This is a genomic window from Pseudomonas sp. NFPP28, assembly GCF_900115535.1.
Classification (GTDB): Bacteria; Pseudomonadota; Gammaproteobacteria; order Pseudomonadales; family Pseudomonadaceae; genus Aquipseudomonas; species Aquipseudomonas extremorientalis.
Window position 1 is genome coordinate 527,620 of sequence record NZ_FOWT01000002.1, and the last position, 22,017, is coordinate 549,636.

20 protein-coding genes, 1 tRNA gene and 1 pseudogene are annotated in these 22,017 nt (G+C 60.0%); 11 read left to right on the forward strand and 11 right to left on the reverse strand.

Features of this window, described 5'->3' with window-relative positions; translation table 11 throughout:
• Positions 1-3: 3 nt before the first annotated feature.
• From BM110_RS07860 to BM110_RS07880, 5 genes are all read right to left on the reverse strand, one after another.
• Positions 4-783 (reverse strand): amino acid ABC transporter ATP-binding protein, encoded by a 780-nt coding sequence (locus BM110_RS07860; RefSeq protein WP_071492168.1) that lies wholly within the window; start codon positions 781-783, stop codon positions 4-6.
• Between the two features lie 2 nt (positions 784-785).
• Positions 786-1,562, reverse strand: a complete 777-nt coding sequence (locus BM110_RS07865; RefSeq protein WP_058426249.1) for an amino acid ABC transporter permease — start codon at positions 1,560-1,562, stop codon at positions 786-788.
• A 12-nt stretch (positions 1,563-1,574) separates the two neighbouring features.
• Complete coding sequence (locus BM110_RS07870; protein ID WP_071492170.1) at positions 1,575-2,381, reverse strand: ABC transporter substrate-binding protein; 807 nt, start codon at positions 2,379-2,381, stop codon at positions 1,575-1,577.
• Positions 2,382-2,446: 65 nt separating this feature from the next.
• Positions 2,447-3,118: a GntR family transcriptional regulator gene (locus tag BM110_RS07875; protein WP_093513060.1), complete on the reverse strand. Its 672-nt coding sequence runs from the start codon at positions 3,116-3,118 to the stop codon at positions 2,447-2,449.
• 264 nt (positions 3,119-3,382) lie between these two features.
• Positions 3,383-4,273 (reverse strand): LysR family transcriptional regulator, encoded by an 891-nt coding sequence (locus BM110_RS07880; RefSeq protein ID WP_071492172.1) that lies wholly within the window; start codon positions 4,271-4,273, stop codon positions 3,383-3,385.
• Between the two features lie 165 nt (positions 4,274-4,438).
• Between BM110_RS07880 and BM110_RS07885 the strand changes: the two genes are divergently transcribed.
• From BM110_RS07885 to BM110_RS07900, 4 genes are all read left to right on the forward strand, one after another.
• Positions 4,439-5,521 (forward strand): 4-oxalomesaconate tautomerase, encoded by a 1,083-nt coding sequence (locus BM110_RS07885; RefSeq protein WP_071492173.1) that lies wholly within the window; start codon positions 4,439-4,441, stop codon positions 5,519-5,521.
• Positions 5,522-5,564: 43 nt separating this feature from the next.
• Positions 5,565-6,878 (forward strand): dicarboxylate/amino acid:cation symporter, encoded by a 1,314-nt coding sequence (locus BM110_RS07890; RefSeq protein WP_092250441.1) that lies wholly within the window; start codon positions 5,565-5,567, stop codon positions 6,876-6,878.
• 128 nt (positions 6,879-7,006) lie between these two features.
• Positions 7,007-8,311, forward strand: coding sequence for a CitMHS family transporter (locus BM110_RS07895; RefSeq protein ID WP_092250438.1), 1,305 nt, complete (start codon positions 7,007-7,009; stop codon positions 8,309-8,311).
• Between the two features lie 91 nt (positions 8,312-8,402).
• Entirely contained in the window at positions 8,403-9,656 is a 1,254-nt protein-coding gene (locus BM110_RS07900; RefSeq protein ID WP_093513062.1) for an OprD family porin, read from the forward strand.
• Between the two features lie 540 nt (positions 9,657-10,196).
• Here BM110_RS07900 and BM110_RS07910 read toward each other — a convergent pair.
• Positions 10,197-11,132, reverse strand: coding sequence for an AraC-like ligand-binding domain-containing protein (locus BM110_RS07910; protein ID WP_092250429.1), 936 nt, complete (start codon positions 11,130-11,132; stop codon positions 10,197-10,199).
• Positions 11,133-11,679: 547 nt separating this feature from the next.
• On the opposite strand from BM110_RS07910, the gene BM110_RS07915 reads away from it, so the two are divergent.
• The 7 genes from BM110_RS07915 to BM110_RS07945 all read left to right on the forward strand — a co-directional run bounded on the left by BM110_RS07915 (position 11,680) and on the right by BM110_RS07945 (position 19,576).
• A complete protein-coding gene (locus BM110_RS07915; protein WP_093513064.1) occupies positions 11,680-12,747 on the forward strand; it encodes an aliphatic aldoxime dehydratase in 1,068 nt (355 codons plus the stop codon).
• Positions 12,744-13,613: a transporter gene (locus BM110_RS07920; protein ID WP_092250424.1), complete on the forward strand. Its 870-nt coding sequence runs from the start codon at positions 12,744-12,746 to the stop codon at positions 13,611-13,613. Before BM110_RS07915 ends, BM110_RS07920 begins: the two co-directional genes overlap by 4 nt.
• A gap of 118 nt (positions 13,614-13,731) precedes the next feature.
• Positions 13,732-15,246, forward strand: a complete 1,515-nt coding sequence (locus BM110_RS07925; protein WP_092250421.1) for an amidase — start codon at positions 13,732-13,734, stop codon at positions 15,244-15,246.
• Between the two features lie 80 nt (positions 15,247-15,326).
• Positions 15,327-15,929, forward strand: coding sequence for a nitrile hydratase subunit alpha (gene nthA, locus BM110_RS07930; RefSeq protein WP_092250418.1), 603 nt, complete (start codon positions 15,327-15,329; stop codon positions 15,927-15,929).
• 41 nt (positions 15,930-15,970) lie between these two features.
• Positions 15,971-16,633, forward strand: coding sequence for a nitrile hydratase subunit beta (gene nthB, locus BM110_RS07935; RefSeq protein WP_071492183.1), 663 nt, complete (start codon positions 15,971-15,973; stop codon positions 16,631-16,633).
• Complete coding sequence (locus BM110_RS07940; protein WP_093513066.1) at positions 16,630-17,910, forward strand: GTP-binding protein; 1,281 nt, start codon at positions 16,630-16,632, stop codon at positions 17,908-17,910. The genes nthB and BM110_RS07940 overlap by 4 nt, the downstream gene beginning before the upstream one ends.
• 25 nt (positions 17,911-17,935) lie before the next feature.
• Positions 17,936-19,576 (forward strand): AMP-binding protein, encoded by a 1,641-nt coding sequence (locus tag BM110_RS07945; RefSeq protein WP_093513068.1) that lies wholly within the window; start codon positions 17,936-17,938, stop codon positions 19,574-19,576.
• A gap of 103 nt (positions 19,577-19,679) precedes the next feature.
• Here BM110_RS07945 and BM110_RS30075 read toward each other — a convergent pair whose 3' ends face one another.
• The 5 genes and pseudogenes from BM110_RS30075 to ihfA all read right to left on the reverse strand — a co-directional run bounded on the left by BM110_RS30075 (position 19,680) and on the right by ihfA (position 22,015).
• A complete protein-coding gene (locus tag BM110_RS30075) occupies positions 19,680-20,117 on the reverse strand; it encodes a methyl-accepting chemotaxis protein (RefSeq protein WP_371322063.1) in 438 nt (145 codons plus the stop codon).
• 99 nt (positions 20,118-20,216) lie between these two features.
• A pseudogene (locus tag BM110_RS30080) lies at positions 20,217-20,993 on the reverse strand (PAS domain-containing protein); the annotation flags it as partial.
• A 215-nt stretch (positions 20,994-21,208) separates the two neighbouring features.
• Positions 21,209-21,285: transfer RNA gene (locus tag BM110_RS07955), tRNA-Pro, on the reverse strand.
• Between the two features lie 90 nt (positions 21,286-21,375).
• Positions 21,376-21,732 carry a MerR family transcriptional regulator gene (locus tag BM110_RS07960; RefSeq protein WP_010209127.1) on the reverse strand — a complete coding sequence of 119 codons (357 nt, stop codon included), beginning with the start codon at positions 21,730-21,732 and terminating at the stop codon, positions 21,376-21,378.
• Positions 21,713-22,015 carry an integration host factor subunit alpha gene (gene ihfA, locus BM110_RS07965; protein ID WP_002553164.1) on the reverse strand — a complete coding sequence of 101 codons (303 nt, stop codon included), beginning with the start codon at positions 22,013-22,015 and terminating at the stop codon, positions 21,713-21,715. Before ihfA ends, BM110_RS07960 begins: the two co-directional genes overlap by 20 nt.
• Between the last annotated feature and the right edge of the window lie 2 nt (positions 22,016-22,017).

Sequence of the window (22,017 nt, forward strand, 5' to 3'; positions counted from 1 at the left end):
GACTCACAACACACGACTGAGAAAGGCCCGGGTACGGGGATGGCTGGGGCGGCTGAAAATCTGTTCCGGCGGCCCTTGTTCGATGAGTTCGCCCTGGTCGAGCACCACCACGCGGTCAGCCACTTCACGGGCAAAGCCCATTTCGTGGGTGACCACCACCATGGTCATGCCCTCCTCGGCCAGCTCCTTCATCACCTGCAGCACCTCGCCGACGGTTTCCGGGTCGAGGGCGCTGGTGGGTTCGTCGAACAGCATGGCCTGGGGTTTCATCGCCAGGGCGCGGGCAATCGCCACCCGCTGCTGCTGGCCGCCGGAAAGCATCGACGGGTAATGGCTGGCCTTGTCCGCCAGGCCGACCCGCGCCAGCAATCCACGGGCTTGCTCCAAGGCTTCGGCGCGAGATGTGCCGAGCACCTGGATCGGCGCTTCGATGATGTTTTCCAGCGCGGTCATGTGGGGGAACAGGTTGAAACGCTGGAACACCATGCCGATGTCGCGGCGTTGGCGCGCGATGTTGCGCTCCGAATCGCGTACCAGGCTGCCATCGCTGCGCTCGCGATAGCCCATGGCACGACCGTTGACGCGGATGCGCCCACTCTGGATGTCTTCCAGCAGGTTGATGCAGCGGATAAAGGTGGTCTTGCCCGAGCCGGAGGCGCCGATCAGCACCACCACTTCGCCGCGCCGCACTTGCAGGGAGATGCCCTTGAGGATCTGCAGGGTGCCGAACGACTTGTGGATGTCCAGCGCCTCGATGATCAGTTCTTCACTCTGGTGCGCCATGGTTATCGTCCCCTCAGCAGTTTCAAGGTGCTGCGCCCGAACATGCGGCTGGACGCCGGTGGCGGCGCGGATGGCCGGTCGGACTGGCCAAAGCGCGCCTCCAGCCAGCGCTGGAAAAAGCCCCACAGCGTGGTAAGCATCAAAAAGTAAATCGCGACCACCAGGTACAACTCGAACACGCGGAACGTCGCCGAGGTGACCATCTGCGTGCTGAGCAGCAACTCCTGCACGCCGATCACGCTGACCAGGGTGGTGTTCTTGAGCATCACGTTGAACTCATTGCCCAGCGGCGGCACGATCACGCGAAACGCCTGGGGCAGCACGATGCGCCGCATCAGCTTGGCAAAGCCCATGCCCAGGGAACGCCCGGCTTCGTATTGGCCCTTGTCCACCGCGCCGATGCCGGCGCGGATGATCTCGGCCATGTACGCGCCTTCGTTCAAGCCCAGCGCGATGATCGCCGCCTGGATATTGCCGGGGATGACCAGGCCGAACAGCGCGATGTCCTCGAAACGGAAAATCCCACCCGCCGCCAGCGCGGTGTACAGGAATACGATCTGCACCAGCAGCGGCGTACCGCGCATCAGCCACACATAAAAGCGTACCGGCAAGTGCAACAGCGGGTTCTTCGACAAGCGCAGCAGCGCCGCCGCCAACCCCAGCACGCAGCCCAGCAGCATCGCCGACACCGCGATCAGGCAGGTCAGCCACAGCCCGGTGAGGTACACCCCGCTCGGCTGCAACAGGTACTGCCAGAACACATCCCAATTGAAATTCATCGCCGGTGTGCCTCAGTCGAGTGTGTCGCTGCTGACATGCCATTTGTTCAGCAACTGGACGTAGCTGCCGTCGCTGCGCATGTCGCTGATCACCTGCTGCACGGCGGCGGTGAGTTGCGGGTCGTCCTTGCGCATGCCCAAACCGGTGAGAATGCGGCTGAACGCTGGCACGCCTTCCTGGAACAGGTCCGGGGCCATGGCGGCGTAATAGCCGGCCGTTTCCACGGTGGTACCGTAGGCGTCGACTTGGCTGATGCGCAGAGCCTGGAAGGCGTCGGTGTCGGTGTTGTACACCACCAGTTTCATCGGCGGTTTGCCGGCCTTGGCCAGGCTGTCGTTCTGCGCGTCCAGCAGGGTCTTGATGGTGGAGCCGTTGAGCACCGCGACCTTGTGTCCGGACAAGTCATCCAGGGTCTTGATGCCCTTGGGGTTGCCCTTGGGCACCACCACCGATTGGCTGGAATACATGTAGTTGACGATGTCGATCACCTGGCGTCGCTCAGGCTTGTCGAACAGTTGGTCGACGATCATGTCGCACTGCTGGGCGAGCAATGCCGGCACCAGGCCAGAGAACGGAATCACTCGCCACTGCACCTGCTTGTCGCCCAGGCGCCTGGCGATCTCCAGGCCCAGGTCGATGGTGAGCCCGCGGGGTTTCTGTGCTTCATCGAAGGACACCAGGGGCGGTGAATCCATCCCCGAGCAGTAGATGAGTTTGTCGACGTTCTTCAGGCGCTCCGGCACCTGGGGCGCGGCAACGGCCCATTGGGTACAGAGGCCGAGGGAGACAGCCACCAGCAAGGCGCGGTGTTTATGCATGACCAGACACTCCAGTTCGTTGATTAACGGGGCAGGACTCAACGTCAACACACAGCAGGTGTTTCTTATTGTTGTTCGGTTTGCAGGAACTGGATCAGTGCCGGCACGGTGCCTTCGATGTGTTCGCGCACCACGGCCTCGGCGCGGGCGGCGTCACCGGCACGGATCGCGTCGAGGATCACCGCGTGTTCCTGGCGGGCACTGAGGGTTTTTTCACCGTGCTGCAACCACAGGCGCATGGGCGCTTCGACCAGTGAGTACAGCGCCGAAATCTGCTTCATCAGGCGTGGGCGGCCACTGAGGCTACACAGGTATTCGTGGAAAGCGCGGTGCCGGCTGACCCAGGCGGCACTGTCATCGCGGTAGTCGTCCATCGCATCGAGCAAGCGCTCCAGCGCGGCCAACTGGCGCTCGCCGATACGCCCCACCGCGACGCGCACTGCCAGGCCTTCGAGGGCGCTGCGCATTTCGAACACTTCGTGCAGTTCATCGATATCCAGGCCGCTGACGATGGCGCCGCGATTGGGCCGCAAGGTCACCAGGCCCTGGGCGTCCAGGCGGCGAAAGGCTTCGCGCACCGGCATGCGGCTCATGCCGATTTCGCTGGCGATATCTTCGGCGATCAGACGGTCGCCTTTGCGGTAGCGGCCGCCGCAAATGGCATCGAGCAGGAAGTTGTAGGCCTCCTCCTCGGCGGTGAGGGGCTGGCGGTCAACGTAAGCGGGGGCAAATTGCATCGGCAGCACCTTTTGAATTTTTGTATCCAATTATCCATGGATACGAAAAAGCAGGAAGCGTGCCAAATCACGGCGCTATGACCCAAGCGCTTGATTCAAATGAAATAGGCCCATTGCATCAGCGGAAACCGTGAAGGGATCGTGCACAAGCTTGCTACCTGACCGCTCAGAAAACGCCCCCTCAGTGGGCAGAAGTAACAACTCAGAGCATGCCCACCTCGCATTCATGACGATGACCGCCGGCGAACGGCAACACGCGGCCGGTCACTGTGGCCATTGCTCAAGCAGTATCGAGACGAATTTTTCCGCCGCCGGCGAAAGCGAGGACCCTCGGCGGTAAACCAGGCCCAAAGAGCGGTTCACCACGGGCTCGATCAATGGAACGCTGACCAGGGTGGGATGATCATCAGCCGGCATGGCCAGGCTTGGCATCGCCGAAACCCCCAGGCCGGCCTCCACCAGGCCCAGTGAAGTCGAAAGGTGCTGGACTTCATAGAACCATTGCGGCCGCCAACTCAAGCCCGATAGAGCGTGGTCGAGCAGCATGCGGTTGCCGCTCAAACGCCCTACCCCGATAAGGCGGTAATCGCTCAATTCAGACCAGGTGACCGAACTGCGCCCTGCCAGCTCGTGATCACGCCGGCACGCCAATACAAAGGGCTCACTGACCAATGGCACGAACTCAATGTCCGGATGCTGGCCACTCATCATGTTGATACCGAAGTCGGCTTCCCCGCGCAGCACCGCTTCAAGCCCCTCATTCGCACTCAAATCCAGCAGACGGATCCGGATTTTCGGGTAGCGCTCGTTGTACAGACGGATCACTGAAGGCAGGAAATAGAACGCGGCGGTAGGGATACACGCCAGGGTTACACGGCCGATCTGGCGTTCGGCCAGTTCACGGATATTAAGAATCGACTCGTCGAAGTCATCCAGCAACCGGCGCGCCTTGGGAAGAAAGTCACGCCCGACGCTGGTAAGGCTGACTTTGCGGGTGGTGCGATCCAGCAACGCCGTGCCCAGCCCCTCTTCGAGTTTTTTTATTCGCCGGCTGAGTGCAGGTTGAGACAGATGCAAAGCATCGGCCGCTTCGTGAAAGCTACCCAATTCGGCGATTTTCACGAAAGATCGGATGTCATTCAGCTCATAGTCCATGTCCAGTCTCGTCAACCAAGGAAATTGGGAAGTTGTTTGGCGCACATTTATCATTCGCCAAACGCAATAATAACGTCAATTTTTGCATTGGAAACATTTTTCAAAGCTTGAGACTCTTGCTCACAGAGCATCAATTACCTCGATTGATCAACAAGAGTCAGTATTATGCAAAGAATCCCCTGTGTGCTGATGCGCGGTGGTACCTCCAAAGGTCCGGTTTTTCTCGACTGGGATTTGCCGTCGTCCATCGAGGCCCGCGACGAACTGCTACTCAACCTGATGGGCTCCGGTCATGAACTGGAGATCGACGGAATCGGTGGTGGCAGCCCGCAAACCAGCAAGGTTGCGATTGTCAGCCCTTCGCTGCACCCGGATGCGGACGTCGATTACTTGTTTGTCCAAGTGATGGTGTCTCAGCGCAGAGTCGACAGCGCACCCAATTGCGGCAACATGCTGTGTGCGGTTGGCCCATTCGCCATCGAACAGGGCCTGGTCAAAGCCACCCCCGGACGCACCCGCGTGCGCATTCGCAACGTCAACACCGGGACCTTCATCCATTCCCAGGTGTACACACCGGATGGCAAAGTCAGTTATGAGGGCGATACCGCCATTGATGGCGTGCCCGGTACTGCGGCGCCGGTGCAACTGACCTTCCTGGATGCAGCCGGCAGCAAGACGGGCAAGCTCTTTCCCACCGGCAACACGCAGGACGTCTTTGATGGCATTGCAGTGACCTGTATCGACATGGCGATGCCCATGGTGCTCGTCGAAGCCAGCCAACTGGGCAAGCGAGGCGATGAGAGCCCAGCGGAACTGGACGCCGATAAGGAGTTCCTGCGACGCCTGGAGACACTGCGGCTCCAGGCCGGCCTGGCCATGGGCCTGGGCGATGTCAGCGGCAAAGTGATTCCCAAGCCGGTCCTGGTCTCGCCCGCGAAAGCTGGCGGTACGATTCAGGTTCGCTATTTCATGCCGCACAACTGCCACCGCGCGCTTGCCATTACCGGCTCGATTGGTCTGGCCACCGCGTGCGTGATAGAAGGCAGCATCGTCGCGCAGATGCTTGGCGGGGTCAGCACGCCGCGTCGTGAAGCGGTGCGTATCGAACATCCAAGCGGCGGGATTGATGTCGTATTGTCCTACACCGGCAGCAATGGTGAGACAATTCAAGCGTCCGTCGTACGCACCGCGCGCAGGCTTTTCTCCGGTTACGTCTACGCCACTGAGTCACAGCGCCTCGCCGGATAATTCCGGCGGTCGTTGGCATTTTTGCATCCGCACAATTCTAAAAATGGGTGATGCCATGAAAGTTGTTAAATCGCTCTACTTCCAGATTCTCTGCGCCGTGGTGCTGGGCATTGTGGTCGGGCATTTCTGGGCTCAGCAGGCCATCGCGCTCAAGCCGTTGGGTGATGCGTTCATCAAGCTGATCAAGATGATGATTGCCCCCGTGGTGTTCTGCACCATCGTCACCGGCATCGCCGGAATGAGCGACAAACGCTCGCTCGGACGCCTGCTCAGCAAGACCATGCTGCTGTTTTTTGGCCTGACGGTGATCAGCCTGGTCATTGGCCTGGTGGCGGTATACGTGTTCCAGCCGGGCGTCGGCATGAACATTGATCCCACCCAACTGAGCACCAAAGGCTTGGCCCAGTACACCGAGTCGGCGGCAAAGCTTGGGGTTGTGGAGTTCTTCATGCACATCATCCCCGAAACCTTCGTGGGTGCCTTCAGCAAGGGGGAAGTGCTGCCGGTGCTCTTTATCGCGGTACTCTCCGGATTTGCCTTGTCATCCCTGGGCGAGCGTGGCAAGCCGGTACTCGACGTACTCGAAGCCGCTTCGCAGATGGTCTTCAAGATCTTCGCGTACCTGATGCGTTTTGCCCCGGTCGGAGCCTTCGGCGCCCTGGCGTTCACCGTGGGTCAGTACGGCATCACTTCGCTGGGTTCGCTGGCGAAGTTGATCATGACCTTGTACATCGCCTGCGGCTTCTTCGTGTTCGTGGTCCTGGGCAGCATTTGCCGTAGCAACGGCTTCAGCCTGTGGAAACTGTTGCGCTACTTTCGCGAAGAATTCCTGGTGGTGCTGGGCACGTCCTCCACGGAACCGGTCATGCCACGCATGCTGGAAAAACTCGAAGCGCTGGGCTGCAAAAAAGGCGTCGTAGGCCTGGTACTCCCCACCGGCTACTCGTTCAACCTGGACGGTACGGCCATTTACCTGTCGTTGGCGGCGATTTTCATCGCCCAGGCCTGCAACATTGACCTGAGCCTGACGCAAATCATCACCATGCTGGCGATCATGCTGCTGTCCTCCAAAGGTGCCGCCGGCGTGACGGGCAGCGGGTTCGTCGCGCTCGCCTCGACCTTGACGGTCATTCACGACATCCCGTTGGCCGGCCTGGCGCTGCTGATCGGGGTTGACCGCTTCATGTCCGAAGCGCGCGCCCTGACCAGCCTGGCCAGCAACGCCGTCGCGACGGTAGTGATTTCCCTATCTGAAAATGCCTGCCATCGCGAAACGCTGCACCGGATGCTCGACGCAAAACCCTCTGCGACGCCGGTAGAAGCCTGGGAAGACCTGAAAGTCCCCAAGCGCGTTTAACAATAACCGGGCAACGCCCCTCCCTGACTTGACCCCTCCTCCGCCAGGCGCCCTTGGCCGCCCGGCGGATCAGGGCGCGTGCGCCTCGGCGTCAGCCACTATTACGATAACAACAAGAGAATCGTCCTATGCTCGCTTTCCTTGGCCTGGCCATGGTGGTCGTATTCACCGTCCTCATCATGACGAAGCGTTTGTCGCCCATCGTCGCGCTTACCGTTGTACCTATCGTCTTCGCGGTGCTTGGCGGTTTCGGCGGCACCACCGGCAAGATGATGCTCGACGGCCTGAAAATGGTCGCCCCGTCTGCCGCCTTGCTGTTGTTTGCGATCCTGTTCTTCGGCTTGATGATCGACGCAGGCTTGTTCGACCCGCTGATCCGCAAGATCCTCAAGCGGGTCAATGGCGACCCGATGAAGATCGCGGTCGGCACTGCCCTGCTCTCGTTGCTGGTCGCACTCGACGGCGACGGCACCACGACCTACATGATCACCTGTGCGGCAATGCTGCCGCTGTATAAGCGCATCGGCATGAACCCGATGATCCTGGCGACCATTTCCATGCTGTCGCTGAGCATCATGAGCGGCATGACCCCCTGGGGCGGCCCCGCGACACGTGCTATCGCCGCGCTGGGCCTGGATGCCGGCGAATACTTCGTGCCGTTGCTGCCGACCATGATCGGCGGCGCCCTGTGGGTGATCTTCACCGCCTTCCTGCTGGGGCGCGCCGAGCGCAAGCGGATCGGCAACGTCCAACTGCAGAGCGGTGGCGGCGATTGCTATATCAACGCGATTCTTGAAGACACCCCCCACAAGCGTCCGAAACTGGCCTACGTTAACCTGGTGCTGGTCATTGCGGTGATGGCGGCCCTGGTGATGGGGTTGATGCACTCCGCGATCCTGTTCCTGATCGGCTTTGTGCTCGCGCTGATGATCAACTACCCGCAATTGGACATTCAGAAAGAACGCATCCTGGCGCATTCGGGCAATGCCATGACCGTGGTGTTGCTGGTATTCGCCGCCGGGATCTTCGCCGGGATTTTTTCCGGCACAAAGATGGTGGACGCCCTGGCGCAGACCCTCGTCGACTGGATCCCGCCATCCTGGGGCCACCTGTTTCCATTGGTGGTGGCGATCACCAGCATGCCGCTGACGTTCGTGCTGTCCAATGACGCCTACTATTTTGGCGTGGTGCCGATCCTGGCCAATGCCGCCGCGGCGTATGGCATCGACCCGGTTGAAATCGCACGCGCCTCGATCCTGGGGCAACCCGTCCACCTCATGAGCCCGCTGGTGGCCTCGACTCTGTTGCTGGTGGGCATGGTCGATCGCGATATCGGCGACTTCCAGAAGGCCACCGTCAAATGGGCAGTGCTGACCTCGCTGGTCGTCACCGCGCTGGCCTTGTTGACCGGGGCCATCAGCCTGTTCACCTGATCCACCCACAACCTCTGCTGTCTTTCAGCGCGCCTCGCTCACGGGGCGCGTGTCGCTCTGCACCCCAAATAACAACAAAGAGTCATTTGCCATGAACCATGTGTATGCCCATCGGGCGTTGTTTTGCGCGTTTGCCCTGGTACCGGTCGCAAGTGCGAACGCCGAAGGTTTTATTGACGACAGCAAACTCAAGCTGCAACTGCGCAATGTGTATTTCAACGAGAACTTTCGCGACGAGCACGGCTTGAGTGCGCGAGCCGCCAGAACGGCAAAAAGCGAGCGTACCGAGTGGGCCCAGGGATTTCTGCTGGACTATCAGTCCGGATTCACGCCGGGCACCCTTGGCTTTGGTGTGGACGCCCTGGGGCTCTATGGCGTAAAGCTCGATTCGGGGCGCGGTCGCAGTGGCACCGGGCTCATGCCGGTGCATGACGATGGGCAGGCAGCCGACGAGTTCGCCAGCGCCGGCGCTACCGCGAAGGCCAGGTTCGCCAAAACCACCGTCAAGTACGGCACCTTGCTGCCCAAGACGCCGGTACTGATTTACAACGATGCACGCTTGTTGCCCCAGACCTACCAGGGCACCCAGGTCAGCAGCACCGACATCGACAACCTGACCGTCACCGGCGGGCACCTGGACCGCTTCAAGTTACGCGACTCCACCAACAGCGTGCCGATCGTGCCCGATGGCTACAGCGGGGAAAAATCGGGGGATTTCAACTACGCGGGGGCTGAGTACAAATGGGGCAAAAACCTTCGCTTGAGTTATTTCTATGGAGAGCTCGAGAACTTCTACCGACAGAATTTCGCCGGTATCCAGCACGACCTGCCACTGGCCGGTGGGGTGCTGACCAGCGACCTGCGCTACTTCAACAGTGTCGATAGCGGCTCTGCCTACGCAGGCAAAATCGACAACGACATGTTCAGCGGCCAGCTGTCCTACGTGATCGCAGGCCATACCGTCGGCGGCGGCTACCAGACCCTTCGCGGAGATGCCGGTCTGCCCTACATCAGCGGCGCCACCGTCTACTCGTTCAGCAACGCCGGCATCGGCAAATTCATCGAGGAGGACGAGAAGACCTGGATGCTCAACTACGGCTACAACTTCGCCGCCGTCGGCGTGCCCGGCCTGACCTTTTCAACGCGCTACCTGAGCGGCAATGACGGTAAGTCCGCAACCACCGTCAAGGAATGGGAGCGTGATACCGAGTTGGCCTACGTGGTGCAGGCCGGCACGTTCAAGGGGCTGGGGGTGCGCATGCGCAACTATGTCTATCGCTCTGAATTCTCCCGGGGCCGCGACAGCAACCGCCTTTACCTCACCTATGACATTGCCCTCTGGTAAGTCGACGATTGCGGCCCTTGCGGCCGCTTTCCTTAAGGTTCAGGTGAGGACATCCGAACATGCTGTTCAAGAACAAAGCGCTGATCCTGGTGCTGTTGTTTACGGTGCTGGCACTGAGCACTGGCGCCAACCTGCTGGCAAGCGCAGAGCAGGAATATTCGGGGCCCTGATCAATTAGGTATAAAGGTTGTTCAGATTGAAAATGATGGCCTATTGGCACTTCTTGAAGGCGCACAGGTCAACAGTTCATCACTACCCACGTTAGTACGTCATCATGCACAGCTGGAAGAAAATATCGCTGACCGAGGGTCTGGAGCGGAGCCTGCCAGGGCACAAGGTCGATTGCGTTCTGATCAATGGCTGGACTGCTACCGTCTTTGTCAGGTCGCCAGAAACTGAATCAATGTTTTGCACCACGGGTATCAACCTGGCCAAGCTTGCAGACCGCTCGAGCGTGCAGCAGCTTGCGGACGAGATAACGTTTGAGATTGACATGTCCAGGAACAGGAGCGCCGGCTAGCGCTCCCCCTGCTTGATCATTCAATTTCGCTGCAACAGCGTGTTAGGCGCGACGCCGAACGCTTTGCGGAACGCATGGCTGAAATGGGAGAAGTCAGAAAACCCGAAGTCCAGTGCGGCTTGCGAGATACTGCGCACCTGGCCGCGCTCGATCGCTTCACGGCTGGCATTCAGGCGTTCCCTCCAGATTTCTGCGGCGGGGGTTTTCTGGTGCCGCGCGAAGGCGCGCGTGACGGTGCGGGTCGACACATTGTGGGCTTGGGCGATGACCTCAATCGACAGGTCCGGCTCGGCCAGATGCCGTTGGATGTACTGCATGATGCGGCCGTAAAGATCCAGTTCCTGGTGAGTGGCCTTCAGGTCCTGGAGTTCCAGGCTGATCACCAGAAGGTCGAGCAACGCCCCTGAATAGCGACTGGAGATGTGCTGATCCTGTAAGGATGCCGGCGTAATCGCTGCTTGGCGCAGCATTTCCCGCAAGGGAATCACGCCAGGCCGCCGATCATCCAGGACCATCGCGGTGTGCTCCGCAATACGCGGCAGGCGTTCGGTCAGCAATGCCCGCGGAATACGCACCAGGTGGTTTTCGGTACCACCGAGGCTGAATCGGAACGGTTGCGTTGCGTCATAAAGAAACAAATTGCCCGTTGCCAGGCTGGCTTTTCTTCCGCTCTGTTCGATCTGTCCATAACCGTTTCGGGCAAACCCCAACCATAGATCGTCGGCCGGACCGCTGCGCAGATGCTGCTCGGAACGCTCCCAGTAATGCAGGGGCGATGACAGGGAACAGAGATCGAGAGCGCCCACGGAATTGACCGCAAGAACGCCATCGAAACTGCTCTGGGACAGGGGTTTGCTATCGGCCGCCAGGCAATGGCGACAGACCACTTCTTTCCAGTAATCAAATCGACGTGGTGCAGCAACGGCAAGGGTCGAATACTGAGTGCTTGGATTCATGGCACTGACCTCGGTACAGCTATGCAGTATGAACTCGAAAAGGTGTTACCGGCTTTTCAGCGCTAGCAATTAACAGGCCAGGCACATTGACGCTCGCCCTCACGTACGCCTATCGGTTTCCTGCACTCAAGCGTGGCTTTCAACGCCCTCGTCGTCCCCAATAAGAGGCACAGAGGCCTGAGCTTTCGACACGGGCGCACCAACGCCGATCACCCGTGGAGTCCCCTCCGGCGTTGTCTCTTCCAACCAAACGGTTGTCTCGACGAACCAAGCGCCGCCTTGCCGTCACGCCTAATTTCCACCTCACAGCAGCTCACCCCCCCCCCCACTGATGAGGCACGCCATGCATCGACACTGTTCACACCCTTCGGCTGATGCCTCCTGGCTCTTGCAGAGGCGCGACCTCGTGCCTGAAGAGTCGGCTTATTGGTTGATTGAGTGGGGGGCCATGAAGCTGCTGCGCCGACGACAGACCGCCAAGCGCGACCCGTCGCCCCAGCACTGATGCCCACCCGCAGACCTGAACGAAAATAACGAGGAGCGCAACATGGAATCTGCAATCGACACACATCTCAAATGCCCACGCACCCTGTCTCGCCGTGTGCCCGAAGAGTACCAGCCCCCCTTTGCCATGTGGGTTGCACGCGCCGACGAGCAATTGGAACAGGTGGTGATGGCTTACTTCGGCGTGCAGTACCGAGGGGAAGCGCAGCGCGAAGCCGCGCTCCAGGCCATGCGTCACATCGTTGGCAGCTTCAGCCTCGTCGATGGCCCGCAGAACCATGACGTGACCCACCACACCGACAACAGCGGCTTCGATAACCTGATGGTGGTCGGCTACTGGAAAGACCCGGCAGCTCACTGCCGCTGGTTACGCTGCGCACCGGTCAACGACTGGTGGGCCTCCCAGGATCGCCTCGACGACGGGCTGGGCTATTTTCGTGAAATCAGCGCACCGCGCGCGGAGCAGTTCGAGACGCTGTACGCCTTCCAGGACAATCTGCCCGGTGTCGGCGCAGTCATGGACAAGACCAGCGGCGAAATCGAAGAGCACGGTTACTGGGGCTCGATGCGCGACCGCTTTCCGATCTCCCAGACCGACTGGATGAAGCCTACCAGTGAGCTGCAAGTGATCAGCGGTGATCCTGCCAGGGGCGGACGGGTGGTGGTGCTGGGGCATGACAACCTCACGCTGATTCGTTCCGGCCAGGATTGGGCGGACGCCGAGGCGGATGAGCGCGCGCTGTACCTCGACGAAATTCTGCCAACCTTGCAGGACGGCATGGACTTCCTGCGTGACAACGGCCAGCCGTTGGGCTGCTACAGCAATCGGTTCGTGCGCAATATCGACCTGGACGGCAACTTTCTCGATATCAGCTACAACATCGGCCACTGGCGCTCGGTGGAAAAACTCGAGCGCTGGGCCGAATCCCACCCGACCCACCTGCGTATTTTCGTGACGTTCTTCCGCGTGGCCGCCGGTTTGAAAAAGTTGCGGCTGTACCACGAAGTGTCAGTGTCAGACGCCAACAGCCAGATCTTCGAGTACATCAACTGCCATCCGCACACCGGAATGCTGCGCGATGCCGCCGCCGCACAAGGAGAACGGCCATGAAAGTGAGTCGACTCGTGCTGGTGCTGGGGATGTTGCCATTTGCCAAAAGCCAGGCCCTTGAAGTCGCGCCGGGGGATTTCGAGCCGCTGCCCGCCGGGGCCGATGCGGTGCTGTTTTACTACCAGCACACCGACCGGTCCGAGCTGTATCAGAACGGCCATCGAACCTCGGACAACGCCAAGCTCAGCTCCGACGTAGGGATCCTGCGTTACATCCATGCCGTAGGCCTCGGCGAAAACCTTTCATGGGAACCGCAGATATTGCTGCCGTTCGGCTACATGAACGCCGCTGGCGATGTCGGCGCACTGGGCGATGCCCACGGAGTGGGCGACCCGATTCTCACCGCCCCGCTCAAGTGGACACTGCCCACCGCCAACAAAGATGTATTTGCCCTGGCCCCCTACCTGTACATCCCCGTGGGCAGCTACGACAAAAACGATGCCTTGAACCTGGGCGAGAATCGCTGGCGGGCGACGCTACAAGCAGCCTATATCCACCACTTCTCAGCGCAGTGGGCATTGGACACCGTAGCAGACGTGTCCTGGGTTTCGACCAATCACGACTACGGCGCCAGCAGCGCAAAACTCGAAGAAAACACGCGCTACGAGTACCAGGCCGCCGTGCGCTACAACTGGACCCCAAGCACCACGTTCGCCCTCGGCGGAGGCTATGTCACCGGGGCCGCAACCAGCGTCGACGGCGTTGACCAGCACGATGGCGTATCGACGTCCTATGCACGTTTCACGGTCACGCACTTTATCGATCCAACCTTGCAGGTCCAGGCGCAGCTCGGCAGGGATATCGAGGTGGAGCAAGGCTTCAGGGAAGGTGCACGCCTGAATCTGCGCGTCTTGAAAGTGTTCTGAGTGGCGCTGTCCTTTTCAGCCAAATGCGTGTCCTGCTCAACCATGCGAACACAGTGATAGAGGCCTAATTTGGTGTCCATTGCTACCCGGACTGAATCGATAAAAAGACAGGAAAATCATGGCCATTACTCGTCCCACGCTTGATCAGCTGTTAGCCATTGCGGCCCAGTTGAACATGCAACTGACCCACGAACAGGCGGCGTCCTACCTGGACCTGATGCAACCGAGTTTCGATGCATACGACCTGGTCGACGAACTGTGTGATTTCGTTCCGCCGATACGTTACGAGCGCAGCTCAGGCTATCGTCCCTCGGCCAAGGAAAACCCGCTCAACGCGTGGTACTACCGGACTGAAGTAAATGGCGCCCGTAGCGGCCTGCTGGCCGGTAAAACCGTCGCGCTCAAAGACAACATCGCCCTGGCCGGCGTCCCGATGATGAACGGCGCCGCACCGCTGGAAGGGTTTGTGCCGGGCTTCGATGCCACCGTGGTCACGCGTTTGCTCGATGCCGGCGCGACCATCCTCGGCAAAGCCACTTGCGAGCACTACTGTCTGTCGGGCGGCAGCCATACCTCTGACCCAGCCCCGGTACACAACCCCCATCGCCACGGGTATGCCGCCGGCGGGTCTTCATCGGGCAGCGCGGCATTGGTCGCCACTGGTGAAGTCGACATCGCCGTGGGCGGCGATCAAGGCGGCTCCATCCGCATCCCGTCGGCCTTCTGCGGCACCTACGGCATGAAACCCACCCATGGCCTGGTGCCCTACACCGGCATCATGGCGATTGAAGCGACGATCGATCATGTCGGCCCCATTTCCGCCAACGTGCACGACAACGCGCTGATGCTGCAGGCCATGGCCGGTTCCGATGGCCTCGACCCACGCCAGGCGGCGCCCCAGGTCGATGACTATTGCAGTTACCTGGCGCGGGGCGTGAGCGGGCTCAGAATCGGCGTGTTGCAGGAAGGGTTCGCGCTGGCCAATCAGGACCCGCGCGTGGCGGACAAGGTGCGCGACGCTATCGCCCGTCTCGAAGCGTTGGGCGCCCATGTCGAGCCGGTGTCCGTTCCCGAACACAACCTGGCAGGTTCGTTGTGGCATCCCATCGGTTGCGAAGGCTTGACCATGCAGATGATGCACGGCAACGGCGCGGGCTTTAACTGGAAAGGCCTGTACGACGTCGGCCTGCTGGACAAACAGGCCGGTTGGCGCGACCAGGCGGACCAGTTATCCGCGTCGCTCAAGCTGTGCATGTTCGTCGGCCAGTACGGCCTGACCCACTACAACGGGCGGTATTACGCCAAGGCACAGAACCTCGCCCGCTTCGCCCGGCAAGGCTATGACAAGGCCTTGCAGAGCTATGACCTGCTGGTGATGCCGACCACGCCCATCACCGCCCAGCCCCACCCGCCAGCGGGCTGTTCGATCACTGAATACGTGGCGCGCGCCCTGGAAATGATCGGCAATACCGCGCCACAAGACATCACCGGGCATCCGGCCATGTCGATTCCCTGCGGCCTGGTGGACGGGCTGCCCGTCGGGCTGATGCTGGTCGCCAGGCACTACGGCGAAGGCACGATCTACCAGGCCGCGGCGGCGTTCGAAGCCACGGTGGACTGGCGCACGCTCTGAGCGCCCAACCTGGAAAACAATAAGAAACACCGGCACGTTTCAACCACTCCACAACCGCGTTGACTGATAGGAGATACCCCATGAGTCCATCCAATTCCACGCCTGCGGGCACTTCAACCCCAGGTGAACGGGCCTGGGCATTGTTTCAAGTCCTCAAGAGCAAGGACCTTATCCCGGAGGGCTACGTCGAGCAGCTAACGCAATTGATGGAGCACGGCTGGAGCCCGGAGAACGGCGCCCGTGTGGTCGCCAAGGCCTGGGTCGATCCGCAATTCCGGGCGCTGTTGCTCAAGGACGGCACCGCTGCGTGTGCCCAGTTCGGCTATACCGGACCGCAGGGCGAATACATCGTCGCGCTGGAAGACACGCCGCAGGTGAAGAACGTCATTGTCTGCAGCTTGTGCTCCTGCACCAACTGGCCGGTGCTCGGCCTGCCGCCCGAGTGGTACAAGGGCTTCGAGTTCCGTGCACGCCTGGTCCGGGAGGGGCGCACGGTGCTGCAAGAACTGGGGACGGAGCTGCCAACCGACGTGGTGGTCAAGGTCTGGGATACCAGCGCCGAGACCCGCTACCTGGTGTTGCCGGTAAGGCCTGAAGGTTCCGAGCACATGAGTGAGGCGCAGCTTCAGGCACTCGTGACCAAAGACGTGCTGATCGGCGTCGCCCTGCCCCGCGTTGGCTGAGAAAAACCACGCATCATCGTTCAACTCCCGGAGTTTCTATTATGGATGGCTTTCACGATCTCGGCGGTTTCCAAGGCTTTGGCAAAGTCCCTCACACCATCAATAGCCTGGACTACAAACAGGTATTCAAGCAGGACTGGGAGCACCTGGCCTACAGCTTGATGTTCGTCGGGGCCGATCATTTGAAGAAGTTCAGCGTGGACGAAGTGCGTCATGCCGTCGAACGCCTGGACGTTCGCCAACATGTCGGCACCCAGTACTACGAACGCTACGTCATCGCGACCGCCACCCTGCTGGTCGAAACGGGCGTCATCACCCAGGCGGAGCTCGACCAGGCCTTGGGTTCTCACTTCAAGCTGGCAAACCCGGCACAGGCTGGAGGTCGTGCGGCGATTACCGGTCGAGCGCCGTTTGAGGTCGGTGACCGCGTGGTCGTGCGCGACGAGTACGTGGCCGGGCATATCCGCATGCCGGCCTATGTGCGTGGCAAGCAAGGCGTGGTGTTGCATCGCACGTCGGAAAAATGGCCGTTCCCGGACGCGATCGGCCATGGCGATACAAGCGCGGCGCATCAGCCGACCTACCATGTGGAGTTTGCCGTGAAAGATCTGTGGGGCGATGCGGCAGACGACGGCTTCGTGGTGGTCGATCTGTTCGAAAGCTACCTGGACCGCGTCGATGCCCCTCGAGCGGTGAACGTATGATGGACGGCACCCAGGCGGGCCGACTGCCGGTAACGGTGCTTTCCGGCTTCCTCGGTGCCGGCAAGACCACCCTGCTCAACCATATCCTGCGCAATCGCGAAGGCCTGAGGGTGGCGGTCATCGTCAATGATATGAGCGAGGTCAATATCGATGCCGCCGAGGTGCAGCGCGACGTGTCGCTGCACCGTGGTCGCGATGAGCTGATCGAAATGAGCAACGGCTGCATTTGCTGCACGCTGCGCGCCGATCTGCTCGAACAGATCAGTGCCCTGGCGCGTCAGCAGCGTTTCGATTACCTGCTCATCGAATCCACGGGCATCTCGGAGCCAATGCCGGTCGCCGAGACGTTCGCCTTCCTTGACGCTGAAGGCTTCAGCCTCAGCGAACTGGCACGGCTCGACACCCTGGTGACGGTGGTCGATGGCAGCCGTTTCCAGGCATTGCTCGCGTCACCGGACACCGTGGCCCGCGACGATACACAGGAGAACACCCCTGCGCGTCCTCTGGCGGACCTGCTGATCGAGCAGGTGGAGTACGCCAACGTCATTCTCGTCAACAAACGGGACCTGATCGACGAGCCGGGTTATCAGGCTGTGCGGGCGATTCTCACAGGCCTTAATCCGACTGCCCGGATCATGCCAATGGCCCACGGCCAGGTCGAGTTGACCCGCCTCCTCGACACCCATCTGTTTGACTTGCCCAGCCTTGCGGCGTCGCCGGGCTGGATGAGGAAAATGGAGGTTGAAGACGCTCCGGCCTCCGAGTCGGACACCTACGGCGTGACGTCCTGGGTATACCGCGAACGCGCGCCCTTCCATCCACAACGCTTGCTCGATTTCCTCCAACGGCCCTGGAGCAACGGCCGCCTGTTACGCAGCAAAGGGTATTTCTGGCTGGCCAGCCGACACTTGGAAACCGGCCTGCTGGCGCAGAGCGGCGCGCAGTTCCAGTGGGACTACGTCGGGCACTGGTGGAACTTCATCGAGCAGTCGCAGTGGCCCCGGGATGAATACCGGTTGCAGAGCATCATGGCCAAGTGGGACAGCATCGTCGGCGACTGTCGGCAGGAGTGGGTGTTCATCGGCCAGGATCTCGACACCCATGCTTTACAGCGTGAACTCGACCACTGCCTGCTCAGTGCCGAGGAAATCGCCGCCGGGCCGTCGGCCTGGCGAGCCCTGCCGGGGGCGGCTGCCTTTGACGCACAGGCCCTGTCGGCCGCCTTGCAGGCTGGGGCAACCTCCCCCCCGCACCATGGGCGTGGGCAAAGCACCTAATCCAACAATTACAATCAGGTACGTTATGCGCGATTACGACTCAGCAGTGAACTCCTTCGATTTTTTACGCCTGGCCGCGCAGGATTTGCAGGGCGAGCTGAATGCCTTGAATGCCTGCGTCGAATGCTGCGACCGCCACGCCGACGCAAATGCCGTGGCGTTGTATTGCGAAACGCGGGATGGCCGTGCCACGCATTACCGCTTCAGCGAACTGCAGGCCCACGCTGCGCGCTTCGGCAATTTTCTGCGGGAACAGGGAGTCAAGCCCGGAGAGCGTGTCGCGGGTCTGATGCCACGCACGGTTGAACTGTTGATCGCCATCTTGGGCACCTGGCGTATCGGCGCGGTCTACCAGCCGCTTTTTACCGCATTCGGTCCCAAGGCGATCGAGCAGCGATTGGGCTGCTCCAAGGCACGCTGGATCGTGACCGACGCGCACAACCGTTCCAAGCTGGATGACATCCCGGACTGCCCAGGCATCCTGGTGACCGGCGACCATGCACGGGCCCCAGGCGATTACGATTTCTGGAGTGCACTGGGTCATCAACACACCGAATGCGCACCCGAGTTGCTGGATGCCAGTGCGCCTTTTCTGCTGATGTGCACCTCGGGCACCACCGGGCCGGCCAAACCGCTGGAAGTGCCTTTAAGCGCCCTCCTGGCCTTCAAGGGCTATATGCGTGATGCAATCGACCTGCGTGAGGACGAGCCATTCTGGAACCTCGCCGACCCTGGCTGGGCGTATGGCCTGTACTACGCGGTGACCGGTCCATTGGCATGTGGCCATGCCACATTGTTTTATGACGGGCCGTTTTCGGTGGAGAGTACCTGCCGGATCATCGCCAAATACGGCATCCGCAACCTGGCCGGCTCGCCGACAGCCTATCGCCTGCTGATCGCGGCAGGAGCCGAGTTCGCCGACGCCGTGCGCGGCCATCTGCGTATCGTCAGCAGCGCCGGCGAGCCGCTCAACCCGCAAGTCATCCGTTGGTTTGCCGAACAGCTCGGCGTGGTCATCCACGACCATTACGGCCAGACCGAAATCGGCATGGTGCTGTGCAATCATCATAGGCTACGCCACCCGGTACGTGAGGGCTCGGCCGGCTATGCGGTGCCGGGATACCGGATTGTCGTGCTGGATGACGCCCACCAGGAATTGCCGACTGGCCAGCCTGGCGTGCTGGCGGTGGACCGCGAGCGTTCGCCGCAGTGCTGGTTCAACGGCTACTTCGCGATGCCGACCAACGCCTTCGTCAGCCGCTATTACTTGAGCGGCGATATCGTGGAGTTGAATGACGCCGGCAGCATCAGCTTCGTCGGCCGTAACGACGACGTGATCACCACCTCGGGCTATCGCGTCGGGCCTTTCGATGTCGAGAGCGCGTTGATCGAACACCCGGCGGTGGTCGAGGCCGCGGTGATCGGCAAACCCGACCCGCAGCGCACCGAACTGATCAAGGCGTTTATCGTATTGCATGGCCAGTATTCGCCCAGCGCCGAATTGGCGGAAGTCCTGCGCCTGCACGTGCGAGAGCGCCTGGCTGCACATGCTTACCCGCGGGAAATCGAATTCGTCGAACAAGTACCCAAGACACCGAGTGGAAAGTTGCAGCGGTTTATTTTGCGCAACCAGGAAATAGCCAAACAGCAGGCACTCGACACATGACTCAGGGGCGGATGGTTCCTGTGCTGAGCCGGCCGGCGTTTCAGCGCAGGGCCGTGTCCAGGCCCCCATCCTTGATGACAGCTGTGGCGCGCCCTTTCGCTCCCTAAGCCAACTGGGTCGCAAACCTGCCCACGGCGTCGACTACTTGCTTGGCACCGTCCTGGATTTCAACAATCACCTGGCCTGCCTGAGTGGCAAGTTCCAGGCCTTGCTCGGCTTGGGACTTGCTGTTGGCCATCTCAGCGACGGTCTCATCGACCAACTTCTGATTCTGCAAGACAACCGACGCGATTTCTTCAGTCGCCGTGCTGGTTCTGCCCGCCAATTGTCGAACCTCATCAGCCACAACGGCAAATCCTCGACCTTGTTCACCTGCGCGAGCCGCTTCAATCGCAGCATTCAAAGCAAGAAGATTGGTTTGCTGCGCGATGCTGCTGATCGTCTGAATAATCGAGCTGATCAACAATGACTGTTTGCCCAGCGCTTCTACTCCCCCGGAGGCCGCCTGCATATCAACGGCGATCTTACGCATGGTATGCATCGTATCGTTGACGACGACTGCGCCTCGTTGAGCGCTGACATCCGTTTGCTGAGAAATTTCAAATGCCGTCTGGGCGGCCCCGCTTACTTCTTGCTCACGGGCCACTTGATCGGTCACTACCGTGGCGAACTTCACCACTTTGCAAAGATTGCCTTCGGTGTCGTAAACCGGGTTGTAGGTCGCTTCCAGCCACACCGTTTGGCCGCGACTGTCTATACGTTCGAACCGGCCGGCAACAAATTCACCTCTGTTCAGCTTTGCCCAGAAGTCCTTGTACGCCTGGGACGAAGTCAGCTCCGGTTTACAGAAAACACGGTGATGGCTCCCTTTTGCCTGTCCCAGGTTGTAGCCCATGGCTTGTAGAAACTGATCATTCGCCATCAGTACATGCCCGGAGAGATCAAACTCGATCACCGCAGTAGAACGTAATAACGCCTCAATGAACGACGCATTTTCCGAGGCTTTTTCCACTCGGGAGGTAATGTTCGTCGCGTAGCACGTGACATGACTCAACTGGCCGCTCGCGTCCATGATTGGCTGCCAATGTGCATGAATCCACACCAACGAACCATTGGCATGAAGGTATCTGTAATCGTCGCTGATTGACTTACCCGCGGCCACCGCCGCTCGAAAGTTATGAAAGCACGGCAGTTTGGAGACATACGAGGGAACAATCTCGGCCATGGCGCGACCGACAAGCTGATCCGGAGCGTAGCCCAGCGTATTTCCAAAGTTTTCGTTGCAGGCCGTGATGTTAAACGACGAGTCGATACTCAACGTCAGCATTTCACGGTTCAGGCCATCACGCAGTTGGCGAAGCTCTAACAGTTCACTGGTCTGAGATTGAAGCTGTTTCTTAAGGCTTGCATTGAACATAGGACATCGCCTCTTGGGTCATACCTATCGTATCGGCGTCTCATGGCGCAAATTGAGGGCATGACCAAGAACTATCAGCGGGACCCATGGGGAAATCATCTGGTCCGAGGCAGTTCCGGATCTGAACATCAGCGAAATCAACGAGAAGTTTTGTGCAGGCACAAAAAAGCCGATCTATCTGATCGGCTTAAGAGTCTGATTTTACTCAGGAATAATGGTCGGGACGGAGTGATTCGAACACTCGACCCCTAGCACCCCATGCTAGTGCGCTACCGGACTGCGCTACGCCCCGACTAGGCGTGTTACTGGGTTTGCTTCTTGACGAAGCGAACCGGAATATACCGCAAGCTTTTGAAATGTGGAAGTATTTTAAAAGCCGGAATTACTTTTTCAGAACCACCAGCACATCTTCGAGTTCGGCAATCATCTGGCGGATCATTTGTTTGTATTGGGTGGTGTCGTCTTTGGCTTCATCACCGGACATACGCTGACGCGCGCCGCTGATGGTGAACCCCTGATCGTAGAGCAACGCTCGGATCTGTCGGATCATCAGCACATCCTGGCGCTGATAATACCGACGGTTCCCGGTGCGTTTGACGGGGTTGAGCTGAGGAAACTCCTGCTCCCAATAGCGCAGCACGTGCGGCTTTACCGCACAAAGCTCGCTGACTTCACCAATGGTGAAGTAGCGTTTGCCTGGGATGACGGGTAGCTCGTCGTTATGACTTGGTTCCAGCATAAGCCTCAACTCGGGCCTTCAACTTCTGCCCTGGACGAAAGGTGACCACACGGCGAGCCGTGATCGGGATTTCTTCTCCCGTTTTTGGATTGCGGCCAGGCCGCTGGCGTTTGTCCCGCAGGTCAAAATTGCCGAAACCGGACAATTTGACCTGTTCGTTGTCTTCCAGAGCGTGTCTGATCTCTTCAAAAAACAGCTCGACCAATTCCTTGGCCTCGCGCTTGTTCAGACCCAACTCTTCGTACAGACGTTCCGCCATCTCAGCTTTCGTCAAAGCCCCCATAC